At 32.3% G+C, this 229-nt stretch carries 1 protein-coding gene; it reads right to left on the bottom strand.

What is annotated here, in order from left to right; genetic code table 11:
- Nucleotides 1-93, bottom strand: a 93-nt coding sequence (locus J4D97_RS24125; protein ID WP_208309682.1) for a glycosyltransferase family 2 protein, incomplete at its 3' end; no start/stop codon positions are given.
- Between the last annotated feature and the right edge of the window lie 136 nt (nt 94-229).

Here is a 229-nt window from a genome sequence, read left to right as displayed (position 1 = left end):
CTCCCATTCCTGGTAAGTCTGAGCAAGCACTGACTCTAAAGTTTCAGCCAAGGCCCAACCGTAATTAAAGCATGGGATGATGACGCTAATCATATCTATGTAACGGTTAATTTATTCAACAAATTACGAGGCATTCTACAGGAGTTTTCTTTATTACAATAAATTTTATATTTGAAATTAATATATTAAATAGATTCCCATTATAGGTAATTAAACACGAAGTAAATAC

Origin of the sequence: Hymenobacter defluvii (assembly GCF_017589435.1) — a bacterium.
GTDB classification, from domain to species: Bacteria; Bacteroidota; Bacteroidia; order Cytophagales; family Hymenobacteraceae; genus Hymenobacter; species Hymenobacter profundi.
Note: the sequence above shows the minus strand (reverse complement) of the source record. Positions and strands in the feature narration are given on the sequence as shown.